The organism is Actinomycetospora corticicola, assembly GCF_013409505.1.
In the GTDB taxonomy this organism is placed as follows: domain Bacteria; phylum Actinomycetota; class Actinomycetes; order Mycobacteriales; family Pseudonocardiaceae; genus Actinomycetospora; species Actinomycetospora corticicola.
In genome coordinates, this window is record NZ_JACCBN010000001.1 from 1894369 (window position 1) to 1913373 (window position 19005).

The 19005-nt window shown below is 76.6% G+C and carries 10 protein-coding genes and 1 tRNA gene; 3 read left to right on the forward strand and 8 right to left on the reverse strand.

What is annotated here, in order from left to right:
• Positions 1 to 5 precede the first annotated feature (5 nt).
• From BJ983_RS09055 to BJ983_RS09080, 6 genes are all read right to left on the reverse strand, one after another.
• Positions 6 to 2570: a non-ribosomal peptide synthetase gene (locus tag BJ983_RS09055; RefSeq protein WP_179793509.1), complete on the reverse strand. Its 2565-nt coding sequence runs from the start codon at positions 2568 to 2570 to the stop codon at positions 6 to 8.
• Positions 2567 to 7189 (reverse strand): Pls/PosA family non-ribosomal peptide synthetase, encoded by a 4623-nt coding sequence (locus tag BJ983_RS09060; RefSeq protein WP_179793510.1) that lies wholly within the window; start codon positions 7187 to 7189, stop codon positions 2567 to 2569. Before BJ983_RS09060 ends, BJ983_RS09055 begins: the two co-directional genes overlap by 4 nt.
• Positions 7186 to 9258, reverse strand: coding sequence for a serine/threonine-protein kinase (locus BJ983_RS09065; RefSeq protein WP_179793511.1), 2073 nt, complete (start codon positions 9256 to 9258; stop codon positions 7186 to 7188). The genes BJ983_RS09060 and BJ983_RS09065 overlap by 4 nt, the downstream gene beginning before the upstream one ends.
• 227 nt (positions 9259 to 9485) lie before the next feature.
• Positions 9486 to 10385, reverse strand: coding sequence for an alpha/beta hydrolase (locus tag BJ983_RS09070; protein ID WP_179793512.1), 900 nt, complete (start codon positions 10383 to 10385; stop codon positions 9486 to 9488).
• Between the two features lie 48 nt (positions 10386 to 10433).
• A complete protein-coding gene (locus tag BJ983_RS09075; protein ID WP_179793513.1) occupies positions 10434 to 11384 on the reverse strand; it encodes a helix-turn-helix domain-containing protein in 951 nt (316 codons plus the stop codon).
• A 42-nt stretch (positions 11385 to 11426) separates the two neighbouring features.
• Complete coding sequence (locus BJ983_RS09080) at positions 11427 to 12080, reverse strand: heme-binding protein (RefSeq protein ID WP_218890177.1); 654 nt, start codon at positions 12078 to 12080, stop codon at positions 11427 to 11429.
• Between the two features lie 193 nt (positions 12081 to 12273).
• Here BJ983_RS09080 and BJ983_RS09085 point away from each other — a divergent pair, with 193 nt between their 5' ends.
• Positions 12274 to 12732 (forward strand): BLUF domain-containing protein, encoded by a 459-nt coding sequence (locus BJ983_RS09085; protein ID WP_179793515.1) that lies wholly within the window; start codon positions 12274 to 12276, stop codon positions 12730 to 12732.
• Between the two features lie 54 nt (positions 12733 to 12786).
• On the opposite strand, the gene BJ983_RS09090 is transcribed toward BJ983_RS09085, so the two are convergent.
• Positions 12787 to 12860: transfer RNA gene (locus BJ983_RS09090), tRNA-Pro, on the reverse strand.
• A gap of 246 nt (positions 12861 to 13106) precedes the next feature.
• Positions 13107 to 13667 carry a TIGR03086 family metal-binding protein gene (locus tag BJ983_RS09095; protein WP_179793516.1) on the reverse strand — a complete coding sequence of 187 codons (561 nt, stop codon included), beginning with the start codon at positions 13665 to 13667 and terminating at the stop codon, positions 13107 to 13109.
• A 120-nt stretch (positions 13668 to 13787) separates the two neighbouring features.
• Between BJ983_RS09095 and BJ983_RS09100 the strand changes: the two genes are divergently transcribed.
• Both BJ983_RS09100 and BJ983_RS32185 read left to right on the forward strand, forming a co-directional pair.
• Positions 13788 to 16388, forward strand: a complete 2601-nt coding sequence (locus BJ983_RS09100) for a helix-turn-helix transcriptional regulator (protein WP_179793517.1) — start codon at positions 13788 to 13790, stop codon at positions 16386 to 16388.
• Positions 16385 to 18991: a LuxR C-terminal-related transcriptional regulator gene (locus BJ983_RS32185; RefSeq protein WP_179793518.1), complete on the forward strand. Its 2607-nt coding sequence runs from the start codon at positions 16385 to 16387 to the stop codon at positions 18989 to 18991. The genes BJ983_RS09100 and BJ983_RS32185 overlap by 4 nt, the downstream gene beginning before the upstream one ends.
• Positions 18992 to 19005: the final 14 nt, after the last annotated feature.

The window sequence follows — 19005 nt, forward strand, 5'->3', positions numbered from 1 at the left end:
GGCGGTCACGGGGCCGGGCTCGGGTCGGGGGTGGCGGGGTCGGAGCCGGCGGGGTCGGAGCCGCCGCTGCGCTCGTCGAGGAGGGCGGCGAGGTCGGCGAGCACGGGGTGTGCGCCGATCTCGGGGAGGCCGACGGCCTTCTGCAGCCGGACGGCCATCTTCACGGCGAGCAGCGAGGAGCCGCCGCGCTCGAAGAAGTGGGCGTCGCGGCCGATGGCGCTCTCGTCGACCCCGAGCAGTGGCGCCCACACCGCGGCGAGGCGCTGCTCGGTCGGGGTCAGCGGCGCGGTGTCGCCCACCGGGTCCGCCGGGGCGTCGAGTTCGAGGGCCAGCGCGGTCAGGGCCTTGCGGTCGATCTTGCCGTTGGCGGTGACCGGGAGGGCGTCGCGGTGGTGCAGGACCGGCGGCACCATGTAGTGCGGGAGGGAGGCCGCCAGCAGGCCCCGGAGCTCGTCGTCGGGAACGGGGGCGGCGGCGCCGTAGAAGCCGACGAGCTGCTTGCCGCGTCCCGGGCGCTCGCTGACCACCACCGCGGCGTCCCGGACGCCGGGCGCCCGCAGCATCGTGTTCTCGATCTCGCCGATCTCGATGCGGAAGCCCGAGATCTTCACCTGGTGGTCGCGGCGGCCGAGGAAGTCGAGCTTGCCGTCCGGGAGCCAGCGCCCCTGGTCGCCGCTGCGGTAGAGCCGCTCCCCCGGGCGCAGCGGGTCGGGCACGAACGCGGCGCGGGTCCGGTCGGGGTCGTTGACGTAGCCGCGGCCCACGCAGACCCCGGAGAAGACGATCTCGCCGGGGGCGCCGAGCGGCACGGGCTGGAGGGCCGGGTCGACGACGTAGACGCGGACGTTCTGCACGGCCGGCCCGAGCGGGACCCGCTCGTGGTCGGGCACGGCGGTGAGGACCTCGTGGTTGGTGTCGTCGCTGGTCTCGGTGAGCCCGTAGGCGTTGACCAGCGGGACGTCGGGCCGCACGGCGAACCAGCGCACCACCAGTTCCTTCTTCACCGCCTCGCCGGTGACGGCCACGCGCCGCAGGTCCGGGAGCGCCACCGGGGTCTGCTCGAGGTAGGAGACGACGACGTCGAGGTAGGACGGCACGAGCTGGGCGACCGTGACCCGGTGGCGGGCGAGCAGGTCGACGAAGCGCGGCACGTCGAGCACGGCCTCCTGCTCGACCAGCACCGTCGTCGCGCCGACCAGCCAGCCCGCGACCAGCTGCCAGAGGGAGATGTCGAAGCACTGCGGGGCGGTCTGGGCCACCACGGAGTGCTCGTCGACGCCCATGTCGTCGATCTTCGCGAGCAGGTGGTTGAGCATCCCGGCGTGCTCGCACATCGCGCCCTTGGGCTCGCCCGTCGAGCCCGAGGTGAAGTAGAGGTAGGCGAGCCGCTCGGGGCCGACCTCGACGTGGGGGTCGACGTCCGGGTGGTGCTCGGCCCACGCCTCGGCGACCAGCAGCCGGGTGGGGCCCGCCGCGCCGAGCCCGGCCAGGGCCTCGTCGAGGGTGGTCGCCGCGTCGGGCTCGGTGAGCACGAAGCGGGCGCCCGCGCGGGTGAGGACCGTCGCGATGCGGTCGGCGGGGAAGTGCGGCTCGAGCGGCAGGTAGGCCCCGCCCGCCTTGAGGATCGCGAGCACGCAGGCCGCCCAGCCGACGGTGCGCTCGGCGACGACGGCGACGACGTCCTCGGCGCCCAGCCCGCGGGCGAGCAGGGCCCGGGCGATCGCGTCGGAGCGCTCGTCGAGCTCGTGGTAGGTCCAGGACTCCTCGCCCCGCACGAGGGCGACCGCGTCCGGGCGCAGCGCCGCCTGGTCCCGCACCAGGTCGTGCGGCCGGCGGTCGGGCAGCTCGCGGGTCGGGCCGGCCAGCCCGTCCACCTGGAACGCGAGCTCCTCCGGGCCGAGCAGGCACCCCCGGGTCGGGGGCGCGGCCGGGTCGGCGGTCAGCTGCCGCAGCGCGGTGAGGTGGTAGCCGAGGACGCGGCCGGCGGCGTCGTCGTCGAGCACGTCGGCGCGGTGGTCGACCCGCAGCGCGGTGACGCCCCAGACCACCCGCAGCACGGCGGCGTCCGGCAGGGGCGCCGGTCCCGGGTCCTCTGCCGCGGTCGTGTCGAGCACGGTCGGCGGCCAGGTCCCGACGGCGGGGTCGGTGCGGAGGGCGGCGAGGGTCCGGTCGGTGCCCTCCGGGTCGGGCACGCCCGCGGCGCGGACCAGCGCGGCGTGCGCGGCCGCGATCAGCTCGGAGCCGGACGCGACCCCGGTGTCGACGCGGCACGGCCGGGGTTCGTGGTCCGGCCCGACGGCGAGGGCGGTCAGGGTGTCGGGTTCGCCGGTGAGCGCCGCGACGACGCGGGCGTGGGCCGCGAGCACCACGGAGCCGACCCCGACACCGTGGTCGTGGGCGACCCGCCGGACGATCGCCCCGAGGTCGGCGGGGACGGGCGCGACCCGGCTGCCGGTGCGCTCCGGGCCGGGCGGGCCCGGGTGCCAGGCGGGCAGCGGGGTGGCGCCGCTCGCGACGACGGCGCGCCAGTCGGGGCGGGCGCTGGTGGCGGTGTCCTGCACGGTGGTCATCGGGGCCGTCGGTCCTCTCTCGGGCGGGCGGTGGCGTCGACGAGGCCGGCACCGGGCCGGGGTGCGACACGCGGGCCGCCGGGGGGCGGGGGTCCCGGGAACGGGGGGCCGGACCGGGGGGCCGGGCCCGTCGGGCCCATCAGGTGTGCGGGGCCGGGCGGGGGCACCGGGTGGGGGGCGGCGGCGGGCGGCGGGACCCGTCGTCGGGGACCCGGGGAGCACCGCGTGGCGCGGGCGGGGTTGCCGCTCCAGTGCTCCCCCGGCGGCACCTCCTCGCCCTTCATGAGGAAGGTGTCCGGGGCGAGGACCGCGTCGTCGCCGATCGTGGTGCCGTAGTGCACGAACGAGCCGACGCCGAGCGTGACGCGGGCGCCGACGACGACGTGGTCGGACTTGAACCCGCCGTCCTCCTGGGAGTGGCACTGGATGACGGTGCCCTCGCCGAGCGTCGTGTCGTCGCCGAGCCAGGTGAAGGACTTCTCGGTGAGGTTCGCGCCGTCGTCGAACACGCGCCTCCCGACGTGCACGCCGAGCAGGCGCCAGATCCAGGCCTTGAACGGCGTGCCGTTGGCGATCTGCACCCAGTCCGGCGCCGGGACCTTCCAGTAGCGCTCGTGCCGGAGGAACGCCCGGTCGTAGATCGAGCACCCGCCGGGGGCGCGGGACATCAGCGGGCGCAGGCACCGTTCCACCAGCGCGAACCAGAGGGCGAGGACGACGAGGCCGAGCACCTCGACCCCGACGACCTCGGCGGCGCCCGCGGCGATCGGCAGCGACGCGACCAGTGCCACCGAGAGCAGCACCAGGTAGGTGTAGATCCAGCGGACGAGCAGGTGCAGGCCCATGGAGACCGCGTTGTGCCGGTTCTTGCGGCGCAGGAGGGCGGCGAGCTCCGCGGGGTCGGTGACGTCGAGCTCGCTGTCGCGCGCGACGGTGCGGGGGATCTCGAAGCTGGGCGAGCCGAGCAGGCCCACGCCCTGCCGGATGGGTCCGTGCTGCGGGACGGCGACCTTCGTGGCGAGCAGGCAGTCGTCCCCGGTGCGGCCCAGCGGCGGGTAGGCGATGCGGTTGCCGAGGAAGTTGTTCGCCCCGATCCGCGTGGCGGACAGGCGGAACGACGTCGCCGAGTACTCGGCGTTCATCACCGACAGGCCGTCCGCCACGACGGTGCCGGGGCCGACGACGGTGAGGAACGGGTTCTCGTGCTTGACCGCCATGCCGAAGTTCGACCCGGTCTGGCGGATCGGGCGCAGCCGGTAGCCGACCAGGGCGAGGTAGTGGGCGATCGCCGAGCTGTCGCCGAAGAGCTCGACGAAGGGCTTGACGTTGGTGAGCGTGCCGATCGCGCGGTGCTGCCAGTACCGCAGCCCGTAGAGCGGGTGGACGGTGTCCGGGCGCAGGCCGATCGCGAGCAGGCGGGGCAGCGTGGTGACGAGCAGGAGCCCGAGCACGATCGCGCCGAGGTAGATGCCGCCGGAGAGCAGCAGCGTCCGGAGGTGGAAGGCCGGGTCGGCGAGCGAGCCGGCGGGCGGCTCGAGGAGCGCGGCGGCCGCCGGCACGAGCGCCTTGAGCGCGGCGAACGCGACGAGCCCGGCCGGCAGCACGACGGCGACGGCGAGGGCGAGGACGCCGAGCGAGTACAGCACCCGGCGCGCTCCCGTGGCGGGCGCCGGCGGGACCGGGGGCAGGCCGGCGTCCGCGCGCCGGGCCGGCGAGCCGTGCCAGTGCTCCCCCGCCGGGACCGTCTGGCCGGCGTGCAGCGCGGAGGAGTGCGACAGCGAGGCGCCGTCCCCCATCGCCGTCCGGACGTCGAGGACGGTGGACTCGCCGACGACGACGTGCGCGCCGAGGCTGACGCCGCCGATCTCCACCCGCCCGTCGTGCGCGCGGTAGCAGGCGACGACGGCGTCCTTGCGGATCAGCGTGCCGTCGCCGGCACTGAAGAGGTCGGTGCAGACGGGGATCTGCGGGCTGAGGATCACCACGCCCCGCCCGACCCGCGCGCCGAGGGCCCGCAGGTGCCAGGTGTGCAGCGGGGTGCCGGCGAACAGCAGGGTGGCCGGACTGCTGCGGACCAACGTCTTGACCACCCAGAACCGCAGGTAGGCCACGCTCCACACCGGGACCGACCCCGGTCGCCACCGGCCCACGAGCACCCACTTGGCGAGGATCGGCAGCGCGGTCGCCGCGACCAGGCCCGCGGCCGCCGCGCCGACCGCCCGGCCGTAGACCGCGAGCGGTCCCGAGGCCGCCGTGACCCAGGTCGCGCCCCACGTCAGGAGCACCGCGGCGACGTAGCTGTAGGCGAGGAAGCAGAGCAGCTGCGCCACCCCGCACAGGACGAAGGCGGCGGTCCCCGCCCGCGGCCGGTCCGAGTCGGCGCCCTCGCTGTCGGTCCCCGTGTCCGCGGGGGTGTCGGTCTCCTCGGCGTCCCCGGCCCCCGCCGCGCCCGCCGCCGGCGCGAGCGACGCCGCGAGGGCGAGCAGGGTCGGGTTCCGGTAGATGTCGGGCATCCCCACCGACGGCAGCTCCGGGTGCTTGCGCAGCCGCGCGCAGAACCTCGCCATCAGCAGCGAGTCCGCGCCCAGGTCGCGGAAGAAGTCGGCGTCCTCGGGGACGTCACCGCGGCCGAGGACCTCGGCGAGGGTCGCCGCCAGGCCCGCACGGAGGCGGGCGGCCCCGGCGACGTCGGGGGTCACCGGGGCGGGTGCGAGGGCGTCGGCCAGCCCGGCGAGGGTCGGGTGCTGGTAGATGTCCTGCATCGCGGCCGACGGCAGGTCCGGGTGCTTGCGGATGCGGGCGCAGAAGCGCGCCATGAGCAGCGAGTCCGCCCCGAGGTCGGCGAAGAAGTCCGCGTCCGCGGGCACGTCCGGCCGCTCGAGGACCTCGGCGAGGATCGCGGCGAGCGCGGCCCGCACCCCCGTGGAGGCCGCGCCCGCGTCCGCCGCGGGCGTCGCGGGCGGGGACCCGCCGCCGGGACGGATCCGGATCGGCGTGCCCGGTGTACTCGGCGTGCCCGGCGCGGTCGGCCGGGGCGGGACCGGGGGCACGGCCACCGTCGGGACGGCGAGGGTGCCGCCGAGGTCGAGGTGGACGGTCTCCGCGGGCTGCGCCACGGTGGGCGCGTCGAGGGCGGTGGGCCAGGCCGGCGGGACGGGTGCGGCGGGACGGGCGGGCAGCGGCATGACCGACGTGCGGCCCGGGGTCCCGGAGCGTCGGAGGGTCGGCGCCGGGGCGGCGACCGGGCGCACGCGTCGTCCGCGGCCGCCGGCACCCTCCACGCGGCCGACCCACTCGACCCCGCGGTCGGGGGTGAGCCGTCCCAGGTCGCCGGTGCGGAAGGTGCGCCGGCCCGGTTGGCCGGGGATCGGGACGAAGGCCTCGTCGGTGAGGTCGGTCCGGCCGACGTAGCCGCCCGCCACGCCCCGGCCGGTGAGGCCGATCTCGCCGACCCGGCCCGGGGGCAGGGCCCGGCGGGGGTCGGCGGGATCGAGCAGGACGACGTCGAGGCCGGGCACCGCCCGGTACACCGTGTTCTCGCGGCCGGGCGCGAGCTCCGTCCACAGCGCGACGACCCCGGCCTCCGGGGCGCCGTGCACCCCGAGCAGCCGTCGGCCCGGTGCCTGCCAGCGCGCCACCGTCGCCGCGGGCGGCTCGGGGCCGACCAGCACCAGCAGGCGCAGGTCCGGGAGGTCCGGGTCCACGTCGTCGAGCTCGGCCGGCTCGGCGACCAGGACCGTCGTCCCCGTGGCGCGCAGGAACGCCGCGAGCGCGGGGCCACGGAGGTGCTCGCCCGGCGCGGGGGTGACGACCGTGGCACCCCGCGACCACGGCACCCACGTCTCGAGCACCGCCCGGTCGGATCCCCGGGCGGGGTCGTGCAGGACGCGGTCGGCGCCGGTCAGCCCGAACAGGTCCCCCAGGACCCGGACCCGGTCGGTGACCGCGGCGTGGTCGACGGCGGGGGCCCGCAGAGCGGGGTCGGCGCCGGTGGGACGTCCGCCGTCGTCGTCCTGCGCGTGCACGACGACGTAGGCCGGGGCGTCGCCGACCGTGCCGCGCTCGGCGGGGGTCAGTCGCCGGGTGTCCTCGGCGTCGACGTGGCCGGCGACCCGGTCGAGGTACACCGCGTCGACGTCCGTGGCCCGCAGCCGGGGGGCGTGCTCGGCGGTGGTGAGGACGACGCCGGCCCCGGAGGCGTGCACGACGGCGGCGAGGGCCGCGTCGGGCAGGCCGTGGTCCAGCGACACCCAGGCGGCGCCCAGCTTCGCGACGGCGAGCTGCGCGACGAGCGCGTCGGCGGCGCGTTCGAGCAGGACCGCCACCCGGTCCCCGGCCGCGAACCGGCGCCGGCGCAGGTAACGGGCCAGGCGCGTCGCCGACGTGTCGAGGTCGACGTAGGACAGCGCCCCGACGGTCGCGCCGCCCATCTCGACGGCGAGGTGGTGGGCGCGCCCGACCCGGCGGAACTCGTCGCACCGGCGCTCCACGACGCGGTCGAGCCGACCGTCCTCGGACGGGCGCGGCGCAACGGCCGGGCGCCGGTCCCCGGTCCGGGGGGCGGCGGGCGGGCCGAGCCGGATCTCCCGGGTCGGCCCGGCCGTCGTCGGGCCGGTCACGACGCCGCCCGCAGCACCGTGACGGTCGCGTCGAGCAGGTCGGTGACGTAGGCCGTGCGGCCGTCGGGCGTGACCGCGACGGCGCTCGGGGCCCGCCCGGTCGGGATCGTGGCGGTGACCGTGGCGGTCCGCGGGTCGACGACCTGGACCACGTTGGCGTCGATCGCGGCGACGTAGGCGTAGCGGCCGTCGGCGCTCGGGGCGACCGCCTGCGGGTGCACCGCGGTGGGCACCGTCGCGAGGACCCGCCCGGCGCCGGCGTCGACGACGGAGAGGCCGTTGCCCGCGAAGTCCGCGACGAGCAGCCACGGCTCGGTCGGGTGCCACGCCACCGCGTGGGGCGCGCGGCCGACGGGCGTCGGCGTGGGCGGACCGCCGGCCGCGTCCACGACGGTGACCCGGTCGGCGTCGTCGTTGGTGACGGCGAGGCGGGTGCCGTCGGGCGAGACGGCCAGGCCGTGCGGGCCGGCGCCGACGGCGATCCGGTCGACCACGGCGTCGGAGCCGGGATCGACGACCGTCACCGACCCGCCGTCGGGATCGGAGGCGTAGACCCGACCGCCGTCCGGGGCCACGGCGAGCGCGGCGGGCCGCGAGCCGGTGGGGACGCGGGCGGTCACCGTGCCGCTCGCCGTGTCGACGACGACCACCTCACCGGTCGGGCCGGCGGCGCCGAGCAGGGCCACGTAGGCCTCGGCGCCGTCCGGGGAGAACGCGAGGGCCTGCGGGCTGCCCGGCACCGGGATGGTCCCGACGGCGGCGCCGGCCGCGACGTCGAACACGGTCACCGTCCCGGCGTCGCGGTTGGCGACGTAGGCGAACCGCCCGTCCGGGGCGACCTGCATCGCGACCGGCGACGATCCGACCGGCACGGTCGCGACCACGGTCGGCGTCGGGCTCGCCGGCCGCGGGGTCGGCCGCGCGGCGGGGGTGGCGCCGGGGAGCCCCACGGTCAGCAGGAGCACGACGACCGCGAGGACCACCGCCGTCGCACCCGCCGTCGCGACGAGGAGGCCGCGGCGGCGACGCCTGACCGGGGGCGGTGTGCGGAGCTCGGGCAGCGGGGCCCCGGGGGTGGGGCCCGACGGGTGCGGGTCGCGGGCGGCGGACCGCCCGGGGACGGGGGGCCGGGGCGGTGCCGCCGCGGCCCGGGAGGCGCTCGGCGTGGCGACGGCGAGGGCCGCCCCGGGCACCAGCGTGGTGACGGCGGCGTCGGCGGGCAGGCGCACCGCACCCGCGGCGCGGCGTGCGGGGGCCGCGGCGCGCAGCGCCACCCGGGCGGCGGCGACCAGCTCACCCGCCGTCGCGAAGCGGTCCTCGGGCGCCTTCGCCATCCCGCGGGCGACGACGGCGTCGAACGCGGCGGACACCCCCGGGCGGCGCTCGCTGCACCGCGGCGGGTCGAGGGTCAGGTGCCCGTACATCTGGGTGGGCAGGTCGCCGGGGAAGGGCTTCTCGTCGGTCAGGCACTCGAAGAGCACGCAGGCGAGCGAGTAGACGTCGGTCCGGGCGTCGACGGGGCGCTGCGCGAAGCGCTCCGGCGCCATGTACTCCAACGTGCCGATGGCGACGCCGGCCTGGGTCAGCTGCGTGTGCGGCGAGCCGACGGGGTGGGCGAGGCCGAAGTCGACGACGTAGACGAAGTCGCTCGGCGTGACCAGCACGTTCGACGGCTTGACGTCGCGGTGCACGAGTCCGTCGGCGTGGGCGGCGTCGAGGGCGTCGGCGATCTGGGCGAGGTAGGCGACCGTGCGGTGCGCCGACAGTGCACCCTCCGTGTCGAGGAGGTCCTGCAGGGAGCGCCCCTCGACGAGGCGCATGTCGAGGAAGAGCCGCCCGTCGATCTCGCCGAAGTCGTGGATCGGGATCAGGTGGGGTTCGCGGAGCCGCGCCACGAGATGGGACTCCCGCCGGAACCGGTGGCGGTACTCCTCGCTCTCGCACAGGGAGTCCGGCAGGAGCTTGAGGGCGACGTCGCGGTCGTGGCGCAGGTCGCGGGCGCGCCAGACCTCCCCCATGCCGCCCTCACCGATGAGCGACAGGAGCTCGTACTCGCCGACCCGCTCCATCCTCGTGGCCCCCCGGATACGCCGACCCGACTGTGGCTCAGGTCATAGTGAGGCACGCTCCGTGGTACAGAAGCCGCCATCCGAGTGACGGGACTACTGCATCACCAGCCGTCGACTACTGCACGCCTACGGCGGGTCGCAGACGGTCGGCGCCTTCACGGGCATCGACTCGCTCGGCGTGTCCGTCGTGCCGTGCCCTGGGAGGTCGCCCCCCGCGCGGAGTCCGTTCAGCCCCCGAGGTGCTCGAGGAACCAGTCGCGGGCCGGGGGCATGGAGTGGTCGTAGCCGTCGACGTAGGCGTCGAAGTGCCCGCCCGGCAGGACGACGAGCTTCTTCGGCTCGCGGGCCTGCTGGAAGGCGCCGATCGCGAGCTCGGTCGGCGTCAGGACGTCCTGCCGGGCGACGAGCATGAGCAGCGGGGTCGGGCTGATGCGGTGGATGTAGCTGATCGGCTCGTACTCCGAGAGCATCTCGACGGTCCGCAGCGTGACCTCGTTGCGCCAGGACGGCGCGCGCTGCTCGTGGGTCTCGGTGAACCACTGGTAGGAGTCCGGCGTGGGCAGCGCGGAGGGTGCCATGGGGTCCTTGTCGACGACGGGGACCGTCGCCGGGGCCTCCCCGCGGCCGCGGGCCTCCCGGTCGGCGTCGAACTGCTCGCGGAAACCGCCGATGAAGTCCGAGCGCACCAGCGAACGGATGTTCTCGTAGCCGGACACGAGCGGGACCTGGGCGACGACGGCCTTGACCCGCTTGTCGATCGCGGCCACGACGAGGACGTGCCCGCCGGAGTAGCTCGACCCCCACACGCCGACGCGGGAGCGGTCGACCTCGTCGAGCGAGCTCGCGTAGGTGATGGCGTGGCGGTAGTCCCGGACCTGCGCGACCGGGTCGATCTCCTGGCGCGGCTCGCCGTCGGAGGCCCCGAAGTTGCGGTTGTCGAACACCAGCGCGTTCAGGCCGGCCGCGGCGAAGGACTCGCCGTACTTGTCGAGGTACATCTCCTTCACCGCCGAGAAGCCGTGCGCCAGCACGACGACGGGGGCGGGTCCCGATGCGCCCTCGGCGAGGTAGAACCACCCCCGCAGCGTGACGTCCTCGGCGCTGAACTCGACATCGCGACGGGCCATGACGTGCCTCCTCGGTGCTCCGGTGCACCGTGAGCGTCGCGGCGGGCGTCAGGTCGGCGCGTGTACGGGAGCGCCCGCCGCCGGTACCAGCGCGACGGCTTCGGGCGTCGACGCGCGGCGCCGATAGTCGCGCGGGGAGCAGCCGTACGCGGCGCGGAAGCTGCGGGTCAGGTGGCTGGCGTCGAAGAAGCCCCACCGTGCGGCGAGGGCGGCGACGGTCGCGTCGCCCGCGAGCAGGTCCGCGCGGACCCGCGCGAGCCGTCGCGCGCGCAGCACCGTCGTGAAGGTCTCCCCCGTCTCGCGGTAGAGCCGGTTGACGGTGCGCACCGAGACGCCGAGCGCCGCGGCCGCCGCCTCCACCCCGACGTCGTGGTCGGCGAGCCGGGCGTCGAGCCACCGGTCCGCGCGGTCGCGCAGGGCGGGGCGGGCGGCGGTGGGGTCCACGGCCGTGTCCGGTCGCAGGGCCCCGCGGACGAGTTCGAGGGTCGCGTTGCGGGCCGCCGTCACCGCCGCCCCCGCGAGGTGGGGCAACGTGCGGCTCAAGGTGTCGAGGTAACCGGTGAGCAGCTGCATGGCCGGGGTGTCCCGGTCGATGACCACGCCGCCGGTGAGGTCGAGGCCCTCGACCGCCGCGCGTGGGACGACGAGGCTGCGCTTGACCAGCGGCTCCCACACCGCGAAGCGGGCCGGTCGGGCGCTGTCCCAGGCCACCGCGTCGCCGGGGCGCAACAGCGCCTCCTGCCCGTCCTGCCCGACGGTCTCGCTCCCGCCGCGGTTGATCAGGACGACGAGGTGCTCGCCGTCGGTCGCGGCGATCTGGCTGCGACCGCGCATCCCGCTGCACGGGCCGCACTCGCAGTCGAGCAGGGCGAGGTCGTCGATCCATTGCCGGCGGACGACGGCCCGGAAGTCCCCACTCGTCGTCGGGACCCGGACCGACCAGGGCAGGTGCGTGGCCGAGAGCAGGCTCTCCCACTCGTCAGTGGCGTCCGACGTCATCAACGGCGCCTCCCGGGTCTCTCCCGGGGACTGTAACCGCGGTCACGTGGTGCCGGACACCGTCTCGCCCCAGTCGACGTCCACCGGGACGACGACCTCGTTGCGCCGGCGGGACGGCAGGGTCCACGGCGGGTCGTAGAACCAGGCGCCCGGCTCCCCCGTCACCGTGATGCCGCGTTCCCGCAGCGTGGCGAGCAGCTCCTCGGTGCGGGCCGCGACCGCCGTGCGGCCGCGATCTCCGCTGAAGCGCAGGACCGCGACGGTCTCGGCGGGGACGGTGACGAGGCGGACGGCGTCGTCGTCGGGCGTCGGCAACGTCCCCAGGCTCCAGCGCGACGGCATGAAGAACCGGATGCGCCACCCGTCGGCGTCCGCGGCCTGCGCGACCGGCGCGGTCATCGCGATCCGTTCCCCGCCCGCGGGCTGCTGGGCGACCGGCGCGGTCATCGAGATGCTCTCCCCGCGGTGGTTCGCCCCGAAGATGTAGCCGGCGAGCCGCCGGAACCCGTCGTTGCGGGCGTTCTCCTCGTCCCCGGCGACCACGGTCTCCGCCGCGATCCGCGGGCCGTAGCGGCGCAGCTCCACGGCCGGGGTCAGCGGGCGGCGCAGGAAGTGCGGCTCCTCCGTGCCCACGCGGATGCCGACGACGCCCAACACCGACTCGGCGATCTGCAGCGGCAGCCTGACGATCTGCACGGTTCCTCCCGTCCGTCCGCGGGCTCTCGTGGCCCGCTGACCTGGAGTTCCACCGTCCGGGCTCTCCCACGCGTCGGTAGGGCCCGGGGTCTCGGGCCGGTGAGGATAGGCGCAGTGGACGACGGGGTATTCCGGCGGATCGGCGCGATGGTCAGCGACGAGAGCTCGGGGCCGACAGCGCGGAGGACACGTCATGGGGGACACCGCCGTCCCGGGCCACGAGGCCGTGTTCCGGCTGGTCTACCGCAGCAGTGTCCGGCTGCTCCCCGAGCTCCGTGCCGACGCGCTGGCGGACATCTTCGAGGTCGCCCGCTGGAAGAACGACGCCCTGGGCGTCACGGGCGCCCTGCTCATCTGGCAGGACGTGTTCGTCCAGGTGCTGGAGGGCGACGAGTCGGTGGTCCGCACCCTCTACGCCACGATCCACGCCGACCACCGCCACGACCACGTCGCCCTGCTCGACGCCGCGCCCGCGCCGGAGCGCGTGTTCGCCGGGTGGTCGATGGCCCGGGTCGGCAACGACCACGGGGCCGACATCCCCGTCGAGATAGACCGCGAGGTGGCCGCGGCCGCGCCGCGTCCCGTCGACACCGTGCAGAACACGATGCTCGACGCCATGCGGGAGTACGCCCGCGACGCGGTCGGAGCATGAGAAAAGCCCGCTGACCTGGTTCTCCACCAGAGTCAGCGGGCCTCGTCGGTTCTGTCGGGACGACAGGATTTGAACCTGCGACCCCTTGACCCCCAGTCAAGTGCGCTACCAAGCTGCGCCACGTCCCGAACCGCTGCCCGACCGCTGCAGCGCCGTGAACACTACCGCACGGGGTCGCCGGCCACCGTCGACGGGGCATGATCACGGCGAGCGTGGCGCGCTGCTGACGATCAGTGCGCGCCGTGTGCCACCGCTCACGTGCGGACGCCGGCCCGACCCGGCGTCGGGGAGCCTCGGCCCCGCGAGAGTCACGTGGAGCAGGTTCCGCGAGCTCCGAACCTGCCTGACGTACACCTCGCGGCGAGGAGCCGGACCTACAACGACGGCGGACCCGCGGCCGGGTCCCGGCCGGAGAGCCGGAGCAACCGCTCGAGACCGGCGGACTCCCCCGCCCCCGCCACCGGGTGCGCGAACGGGCCGCCGTCCATGCCCGCGACCTGCTCGACGAACGGCAGGCAGACCTCGACGTCGGCCTCGGCGACCGAGTACGGGACCTGCAGCGCGCCCGCGAGGTCCCAGCCGTGCAGCACCACCTCGTCGAGCGCGACGATCCCGAGCGCGGCGCGCGGCATCGTCGTCCCGCCGGCCTCGTCCGAGCCCTGCCACGCCTCCTCGGAGCGCCACGCCGCGGCGAGGTCGGCGAGCTCCTCGGCGAGCAGGTCGCGCCAGCCGTCCGGGAGGTCCGAGGCGGGCGGGGGTGACGACGGCGGGGTCGCGCGGGCCACGCCCGCGAAGTGCCACGCGAGGCCGGCGAGGTGCTCGACGAGGTCGCGCACCGGCCAGGCCGTGCAGGGGGTCGGGCGGTCGAGGTCCTCGTCGGTGACCAGGGCGACGACGCGGGCCGCGGCGGCGGTGGCAGGGCCGAGATCGTGCACGCGGAACCTCCAGGGCGGGAGGCCGTAGCCAAACACAGTTCACGACGGCTTCACCACAACTGCTCCCGATGAGCAACACTTGCCGCCGACTGCCGGGTCCGGAGGGGACGCGAGGCGCAGATGGAGACGTGGCCGTTCACGGAGCGCGAGGACGTGCTCGCCGCCGCGACGCGGGCCGTGCGCGACCACGGCGCCGTCGTCCTCGGCGGACCGGCCGGGGTGGGCAAGAGCCGGCTCGCCCGGGAACTGGTCGCGCGCAGCGCCGGACCGGTCGTCGGGACGGCGCGGGCGACGGCGTCGGCGCAGGAGATCCCGCTGGGCGCGCTGGTGGACCTCCTCCCCCGGGTCACCGTCGACGCCGCGGCACCCGGCGTCGACCACGTGCGCGCCGCCCTCGACGCCCTCGGTGCCGTGCCGGGCGGCCTGATCGTCGTGGACGACGCCCATCTGCTCGACGAGACCTCCGCGACGGTGGTCCACCAGCTGGCGCACGGTGGGCGGGCCCGCCTCGTCGTCACCCTGCGCAGCGGGGAACCGACACCGGACGCGGTGACCGCGCTGTGGAAGGACGCGGAGGCGCCGCGCATCGACCTGGCGCCGTTCACCCGGGAGCAGTCCGCCGTCGTCCTCGAGACCGTCCTCGGTGGGCCGCTCGAGGCACGCACCGCCCGCCTGCTGCACGAGACCGCCGGCGGCAACGCCCTGTGGTTGCGCCACCTCGTCGAGGGCGAGCGCGCCGCGGGACGGCTGGCCCGCCGGGGACCGGCCTGGGTCTGGACGGGCGAGGTCGACCTCTCCCCCGCGCTGCGCGACCTCCTCGACGCCCGGATCGGCACGTTGAACGCGATGCAACGGCGGGTCCTGGAGCTGCTCGCGGTGGCCGAGCCCCTCGGTCTGGGCATGCTCGGCGCGCTCGTCGGGGAGGACGTGGTCGAGGACGTCGCCGAGCGCGGGCTCGTCACGATCGCCCCCGACGGCGCTCGCTACGAGGTCCGGCTGGCCCACCCGCTCTACGGCGAGTCGGTGCGCGCCGCGATGAGCGTGCCGCGCGCCCGCCGCGTGCGCGGTGAGCTCTCCCGGGCCCTGGCCCGCACCGGCGCCCGTCGGGCGGGCGACGATCTGCGCCGCGCCGTCCTCGACCTCGGCAGCGACCGCCCGCTGGACCCCGAGGAACTGATCGCGGCCTCGGTCCAGGCCTCGGGTCTGCGCGACTTCGGCCTCGCCGAGCGGCTGCTCCGCGCGGCGGTCGCGGCCGGCGGGGGGTTCGCGGCGCGGCTCGCGCTGGCCCACCTCCTCGACTACCAGCTGCGGGTGGACGAGGCCGACTCGGTCGTCGACCCGACCGACGCCGGCATGACCGACGTCGAGCGGCACCAGGCCGTGATGCTCCGCGGCCTCTCCCACCACTTCCAGCTCGACCCTCCGCGCTCCGGGCCCGCGTTGGTCACGCGGGACGAGGCCGCCCACCACGGCGGTCGCCCTGATCCGGCCTACGACGGCCTGCGCGCCCTGTTCCTCGGTTCGGCGGGGCAGGTCCGCGAGTCCCGGGCCCTCGCCGAGGGTGTCCTGGCCGACGAGCGGCGTCCGGACGAGGAGGTCGCCCTCGCGGTCTTCGTCCTCGGCCTGGTGGGTGCGGTGAGCGGCACCGGCGACGATCTGCGGCCCTTGGTGCAGCGCGGCATCGAGGCCGCGCGGCACGGCATCACGGCGACGGTCATCGCCAACATCGGCTACATGGAGCTGCTCGACGCGGACCTGCGGGGCGACCCGGCGCGCGCCCAGCACCGCCTCGACTGGATCCGCGGCCTCTCGGGACCCCAGGCGTCGTCGTTCGCGGCGCTCTACGAGGGCCGCATCGCGATCAGCCGGGGACGGCCGCGGAGGGCGATCCGCGCGCTCGAGTCCGCCCTGCCGTCGTTCCCGGGCCACGGCGGCGGGTGGGGCGGCTGGAGCGCGGCGCTCGTCGCGCAGTGCCACGGCGCGCTCGGCGACGGCCCCGCCGCCCGGGCCGCCCTCGCGGACGCGGAGACGCGGCGCCACCCGCACATCGGGATCGTCGACTTCGAGTACGACCTCGCCCGGGCCTGGGCCGCGGCCGCCTCGGGCCGCACCCAGGAGGCCGTCGAGGCCTGCCGCACGGGGGCCGCCCGCTGCCGGGACACCGACCTCGCCGCGGCCGAGGTCCTGCTGCGCCAGACAGCCGTCCGCCTCGGGGACCGGGAGCAGGCCGGACGCCTGGGCGAGCTCGACCGACGGCTGCGCACCCCCCGGTCCGGCCTGGCCCGCGACCACGCCGAGGCCCTGGCCGCCCAGGACCCCGAGCGCTTCCTGCAGATCGCGTCCCGGCTCGAGGACGCGGGCATGGTCCTGGAGGCCGCCGACGCCGCCGCCCGGGCTGCCACCGTGGCCCGCGCGGACCGTCGGCTCGTCCTGGCCGCCGAGGCCGAGCAGCGCGCGCGGACGCTGGCGGCGGGCGGCGAGGGCGCCCGGACGCCCGCCGTACTCGCGGCCGATGCGCCGATGCCCCTGTCGGACCGCGAGCGAGAGATCGCGCTGCTCGCCGGCGAGGGCCTGACCAACCGGCAGATCGCGGAACGCCTGCACGTCTCGGTGCGCACCGTCGAGTCGCACGTCTACCGGGCCTGCACGCGGCTCGGTCTCGCGGACCGCAGTGCGCTGGCGGCCGTCGCGCGGGCGGACCGGGTCGGGCGCACACCGTGACGTCGACGGCGTGGCCGTTCACCGGCCGGGAGGAGGACCTCACGCGGGCGGCGTCAGCGCTGACGGACCGGGGCGCGGTCGTCCTGGTGGGCGCGGCCGGCGTCGGGAAGAGCCGGCTCGCGTTCGAACTGCTCGAGCGCCTCGGCCGGAGCCGCGTGCTCGGGGTCGTGCGCGCGACCGCCTCGTCGCGGGAACTGCCGCTCGGCGCCCTGCTCGACCTGCTCCCCGAGGTGCCGACGGACCTGTCCGGCTTCCAGCTCGCGGTCGGTGCCCTCGGCCCCCGCGACGGCCGGGACGTCCTGCTCGTCGACGACGCCCACCTGCTCGACGGGCTCTCGGCGGCCGCGGTGACCCGACTGGTCGCGCGTGGGGTCCGGCTGGTCCTCACCGTGCGGGCGGGCGAGCCGGTCCCGGAGGCGGTCACCGCGCTGTGGAAGGACGACGTGGCCGTGCGGCTCGACGTCGGTCCCCTCGACCGGCCGCGCACCGTCGCCGCGCTGGCCGGGGCGCTCGGCGGCCCGGTCGAGCCGATCACAGCCCGCCGACTGCACGAGACCTCGGGCGGCAACCTGCTGTGGCTGCGCCACCTCGTCGACGGCGAGCGCGCGGCCGGACACCTGCGCACCGAGGCGGGGACCTGGGTGTGGTCCGGTGAGGTCGCGCTGTCGCCGGTGCTGACCGATCTGGTCGGGACCCGGCTGGGCGGGCTGACCGCGTCCCAGCTCCGCGTGCTGGAGCTCCTCGCCGTCGTCGAGCCGCTCGACCTCGACCTGCTCGAGTCGCTGGCCGGGGCGGACGCCGTCGAGGAGGTCGCCCAGCGGTCACTGGTGTCCCTCGAGGAGGTCGGTGGCCGGTGGGACGCCCGCCCGGCGCACCCCCTCTACGGCGAGGTGATCCGGGCCCGGATCAGTGTGCCCCGTGCTCGACGCCTGCGGGCGGAGCTCTCCGACGCCCTGGGCGGTCAGGGGGCGGGGCGCGCCGGGGACGACCTGCGGCGGGCGGTGCTGTCGCTGGACAACGGCCGTGCCCCGGACCCCCTCCTGCTCCTCGCCGCGGCGAGCCAGGCCTCCGGCCTCAGCGACCTCGGGCTGGCCGAGCGGCTCCTGCGCGCCGCGGTCGCGTCCGGCGGCGGCTTCGACGCCCGCACCGCCCTCGCGGCGCTGCTGGTGTACCTGCTGCGCGCCGACGAGGCCGACACCGTCCTGGCCGGGGCCGTCGACGAGGCCTCCGGCCCGGACGAGGTCACCCGGGCCGTGCTCGTGCGCACGCTCGTCGCGCACTTCGGCGCGTCCGGGTCGGACGCGGTCGAGGGCGGCGAACACGTGCTGCGGGAGGCCGAACGACGGGCCCACGGCCCGGACGCTCCCGAGGACCCCCGCTACGACGGCATGCGGTGCGTCATCGCCGCGTGCCGGGGGGAGGTCGACGCGGCGATCGAGCGGGGCAGCCGGGTCCTGGCCGCGACGACCCCGCCCGACGACGACGTGGTCCTCGCGAGCTGGGGCCTCGGGTACGCCCGCGCCCTCACCGGGGACGACCACCCGCCCGGCGACCTGGTCGAGCGCGGGCTGCGGGCCGCACTGCGTGGGCGGGTGATGGCGAACTATGCGGGCAACATCGGCTTCAGCGAGCTGCTCGACGCCCACCTGCGCGGCGAGCCGGACGCGGCCGGTCGACGGCTCGCGTGGGCCCGCGACCTCCCCGGCGCCGAGGGTGCGCTCTGGGTCGCGCTCTACGAGGGCCGGCTCGCGTCGGTGTTCTCCTCGCCCCGCGCGGCGATCCCCGCCTTCGAGGGCGTCCTCACGATGTTCCCGGGCCACGGCGGCGGGTGGTCGGCCTGGCTGCTCGCCCTGGTCGCGCAGTGCCACGGGGTGCTCGGGGACGCCGAGGCCGCCCGGACGGCGCTCGCGGCGGCGGAGGGGCGCCGACACCCGCAGGTCACCATGATGGAGTTCGAGCTCGATCTCGCGCGGGCCTGGATGCTCGCCGCAGCAGAGAGGTCGACGGAAGCGGTCGCGGCGGCCCGCGTCGCGGCCGAGCGGTGCCGGGCGCTCGGGATCGGGGCCGCCGAGGTGTTCGCCCGTCAGAGCGCGGTGCGCCTCGGCGACCACGAGCAGGCCCCCCGGCTCCGCGAGCTGGACGACCGGCTCGGCTCGCCCCGCTCCCGGCTGGCGGCCGAGCACGCCGAGGCGCTCGCCGCGCAGGACCCGTCCCGGCTGCTCCTGGTCGCCGGCCGGCTCGAGCGGTCCGGGATGCGCCCGGAGGCCGCCGACGCCTTCGCCCAGGCGGCTGCGGTCGCGCGCGCCGACCGTCAGCTGGTGGCCGCGACGGACGCCGAACGGCGGGCCCGGGCGCTCGCCGCCGACTGCGGGGGCCTCGCCACCCCCGCCCTCGCCCGGGCCGGCGGGCCGGTCGTGCTCTCGGTCCGCGAACGCGAGATCGCCCAGCTCGCCGGGGAGGGCCTGACGAACCGGCAGATCGCGGGCCGCCTGCAGATCTCGGTGCGCACCGTCGAGTCGCACATCTACCGCGCCTGCTCGCGGCTCGGGCTCTCCGACCGTACGGACCTCGTGGCCGTGGCCGGCCCTCGCGAGTTGCAGTAGTCCACTACGGCAGA